The 3675-nt window shown below is 71.1% G+C and carries 3 protein-coding genes; all 3 read right to left on the reverse strand.

The genetic code is table 11. The features are described from left to right. Nucleotides 1-208 precede the first annotated feature (208 nt). Nucleotides 209-907 (reverse strand): hypothetical protein, encoded by a 699-nt coding sequence (locus ACFU8Q_RS40140; RefSeq protein ID WP_384464755.1) that lies wholly within the window; start codon nucleotides 905-907, stop codon nucleotides 209-211. Between the two features lie 311 nt (nucleotides 908-1218). Beyond that, nucleotides 1219-3081 carry a hypothetical protein gene (locus ACFU8Q_RS40145; protein WP_384464758.1) on the reverse strand — a complete coding sequence of 621 codons (1863 nt, stop codon included), beginning with the start codon at nucleotides 3079-3081 and terminating at the stop codon, nucleotides 1219-1221. A gap of 223 nt (nucleotides 3082-3304) precedes the next feature. Next, nucleotides 3305-3675 (reverse strand): telomere-protecting terminal protein Tpg (gene tpg, locus ACFU8Q_RS40150; RefSeq protein ID WP_384464761.1); only part of this gene is annotated, 371 nt, incomplete at its 5' end.

Below are 3675 nucleotides of genomic sequence, written 5' to 3' on the forward strand. Positions count from 1 at the left end.
TGACCTGGTAGGTCTCGCCGATCTGGATATTCTGGACGCGCATGACGGCCTCCTGCCCCCTCTCCAGCCTCCCCCGGGCCATCCCGAACCGCCAAAGGCCGGGCGGGAAAGCGCCGCGCGGCGGCCTGGTAGAGCCCGCGGTCGGAACGTAGGAGAGTGCAGCCGCGAGCTCCGTCTCACACCCTCACAGCCTTGCTGCGCAACGTGTCTACCTGCGCAAATGCGGTGTGAGGCTCACAATCTCCGCGTCTTCTGGGGGTTCCAGGCGCTCCTTTCGCGGGCGTGGCAGAGCCGGAACGGGGCCGCCGGGGAGGAGACCCTTGCGGCGCATGGCCTGGTCGCGGCTGCGGCACCGAGTGGTGCAGAACTTGCGGGGGCGGCGGGTGGCCTCGGGCAGCGGCTGAGCGCAGGTGGGGCAGTGGCCGGCCTCGATGACCGGGGCCAGGTTCTGGAGCAGCCGCCGGACGCGGTCTTCGTCTTCCGGGGTGTACGGCTCAGCGTCGGCCCGGCAGCCGGCGAGGAGTTCAGCGAAGACGGAGCGCAGCGCAGCAAGCTCGCGGCGGCAGGTGCCAAGGAGGTCGAGGTAGTCCTCCACCGGCCAGGTGGCCAGGACGGCGGAACGGGAGAGGTAGAAGCCGACGGTGTCGATCCGGTAGTGGTCGGCGGTGTCGAGCAGGAGGTAGCCGAGCAGTTGCCAGGCGCTCGCCTTGGGGAAGCGGTGCGGGTGCTTGTCGCTCTTGAAGTCGATGAGGAGCCCGTCGACCACGAGGTCGGCGTCGGCGGTGATCCGCGCGGCAGGGAACGTGGGGCCGGGTGTGCAGTCCTCGGGCCGGGTGCGGGCGCGCAGGGTGTTCAGGGGGCCAGGGGGCCAGGGGGCTTCGGAGTTCGCCGCCGAACTGCTCAACACCCACGCGAGGTAACCGAGTACGGCCAGGCCTCGCGGACGTGGTCCGGTGGCAGGGGAAGGTCCACTCACTGGGCCACCGGTCGATTGCGGCCCGAGACACCCCGCCGGCCGGACATCATGTGGGTCGAGCGGGTTGATCCACCTCCTCCAGCTGAAGTCCAGCGCGGACCGCTGGACCCGTGAGTACGGCTGGACGGGAGTGTTCGCGGCGCTCAACGCCCGCCGGGCCCCGGGTTGCCGGGATGAGGTAATAGGGGGGCGTTCCAGAGGTTCCGGCACAGCTCGGGTGACGGTCGGTGCACGTTTCGTGCTCACGTGATGAGCACGGCCGTGACGGCGAGGCCGACAAGAAGGAGCAGGACGGGCCCCAGTGGCAGGCCGTGGTCGCTCGGTGGGCTCGGTTCCGCGGGCCGCAGTTCCGGGTGGGCGTGCAGGGCTGTGACCTCCTCGGCCATGCGGACGTACGACGGGCGCAGTCGCAGTCGTCGTTCGAGGCGCGGCTCCCCCAGCCCCGTCAGATGCCAGGTGCCGCCGTCCGACCGGCGTATCTCTACGCTGCCCTCGTCGGTGTACTCGGCTGCCCGCAGCCGTTCCCATGGGACGTGCCGTACGGTCCAGGCTCCGGCCAGCCACAGACCGGTGCTGTCCGCGGTGGCACGCCAGTTGAGGAGGACGGCCGCGAAGCGGATCCATATCGGCAGTGCGAGCAGAGGGAGGAGGAGGTGCCAGTGGAAGCCGTCCGTCGCGAGGGAGTGCGCGGTGAAGGAGACCCCAGCCGCCACGCCCGCGGTGAGGGCCAGTCCGGCGGTTCGGGCCACAGGGCCCGGCCCCCAGCGCACCGGGCGACCGGTGGGCGCCAGGGTGGCGGCGATGCGGTCGATCCGGACCCGCCGCTGCGGATCTGAGGTGTCGGGGTCGGTGTCCGCGAGGGCAGTGGCTTCCAGGAGGGGCTTCTTGCCGGTTCGGGGGAGCCGGACCGGGCCGGCGGTGCGGATCACGATCGGGTCCCCCGCCCGGTCCGTCGTGACGAGGACCAGTTCGCCGCCTTCGTAGGGGGCGCCGAGCAGGACCGCTTCGTGCAACCGCGTGTCGACGGGGAATTCCTCCTCGTCCTCGGCTTCGTCTTCGATGCGGTCCACCAGTTCGTCGTCATCGGGGAGCGTCGCCGTGCAGAGACAGGTGAAGAGCGCGGTCTGGCCGGCTGTGTCGTCGGCCGCGTAGACCCAGGTACGTCCTTCATAGTCCGTGCGGTCCAGCACGCGCAGGGCCGGCACCGGTGCGCGGCGCAGCGCCACGGCACGGCGGTGGGCAAGGACGCCCACCGTGAGGAAAGAGAGCCCGGGCAGCCCGGCCGCCAGGACCAGCAGCTGCCAGCCGAAGGCGTCGTACGGCTCCGCCACCAGGCGCCGCCACGAGCCGTCTTCCAGCACGGTCACCGTGCTGCCGACGCCGTAGTCCTCGGGGTAGAACGCGTCGACGGTGAAGCGCCGTTCGTCATCGGTGCGGACGCGCACCGTCTCCTCGCCGCGGCGGATCACCGTCGCCGTGATGTGCGCGGCCCGGTCCGCGTGCCGCTCGTCCGCGCGGATGCCGCTCAGCCCCAAGAGGACCGCACCGGCGGCCACGGCGCACAGGACCAGCCCGGCGGCGAGCGGGAGCCTGCCTCGCACGAGTGGGCTGGCGGGCTCCGGCAGCCGATGCCGCACTCCGGCGGCCCGCTCCACGAGCCGCCGCTGCCCGGACCGGGCGGCCAGCCGCTCGCGGGCCGCGGCCCAGCCGAAGGCCAGGGCCCCGATCACGGCGAAGTTCGCGACCTGGAACATCCGGTCGGCGCCCGGCACCAGCTCTCCCCACGCCACCATGGCCGCCAGCGCGGGCGCTGCGATCAGCGTGAGCTCCGGAAGCCGGGCGAGCCAGTACAACAGCCCGACGGCCAGACCCACTTCCGCCATACCGCCCCAGTCCGGGCCGCAGGGCGCCGCATCGCTGCACGACGGCACCGGTTCCACCGCGATCGCCCATACAACGGTGATCAGCAGCGCCAGCACTGACCACATGGGCCGGGCCCAGGATGCGGGGCCGGCCCCGGCCCATAGGGCGGCATCGGTGGACGACCAGGCGGGCGTACCTGCCGGAACAGAGCCCGACGGTATCGGGACGGGAGTCTCAGACACCTGAGGATTATGCGGCAGGAGACCGCCCCCACCGGACCGCCGTACCGCCTTCGCCCCGGAGTCACAGCGTTAAGCACCGGCTGGCAAGAACCCCCACGATGAGCCCACAGAGTCACATCGGCAACGGCCAGCGGCCGCAGCGATGACAACAAGCCTGCCTATGTGACAACTACCGTGCTTCGGCTCACGGGTAATTAATGCTCGCCATAAAAGGGCTCCGAAATCAGTAGTCGAGATCCAGGTAGTCGATGTCGTTAATGGCCACGTCCGACAGCCCCATGGCCCGGCCACCGCCGTCCTGGAAATACACGTCTTTAAAGCCTTCGGCGATGATCCCACGCATCTCCTGGTCGCTGGCCCCGGCGTCGCGGGCGTCGAACAGGCGCTGCGCGTACGTCGCGGGGAGGCGGACAGTGAGGCGGCGGAAGCGGCCGTCGTCGGTGGTGCCGACCGGCGCGGTGTAGCCGAAGCGGGCCCGCGTCTCCACGGTGATCCCGGTGACGGCGGGCAGGACGGTGTAGGTGGTGGCGGCGGGGAGGGTGACCTCGTTGCCGTCGGTGTCGGTGACGAAGCCGTCGATCTCGTACTCGGGGC

It is taken from the genome of Streptomyces sp. NPDC057543 (assembly GCF_042801895.1).
Classification (GTDB): Bacteria; Actinomycetota; Actinomycetes; order Streptomycetales; family Streptomycetaceae; genus Streptomyces.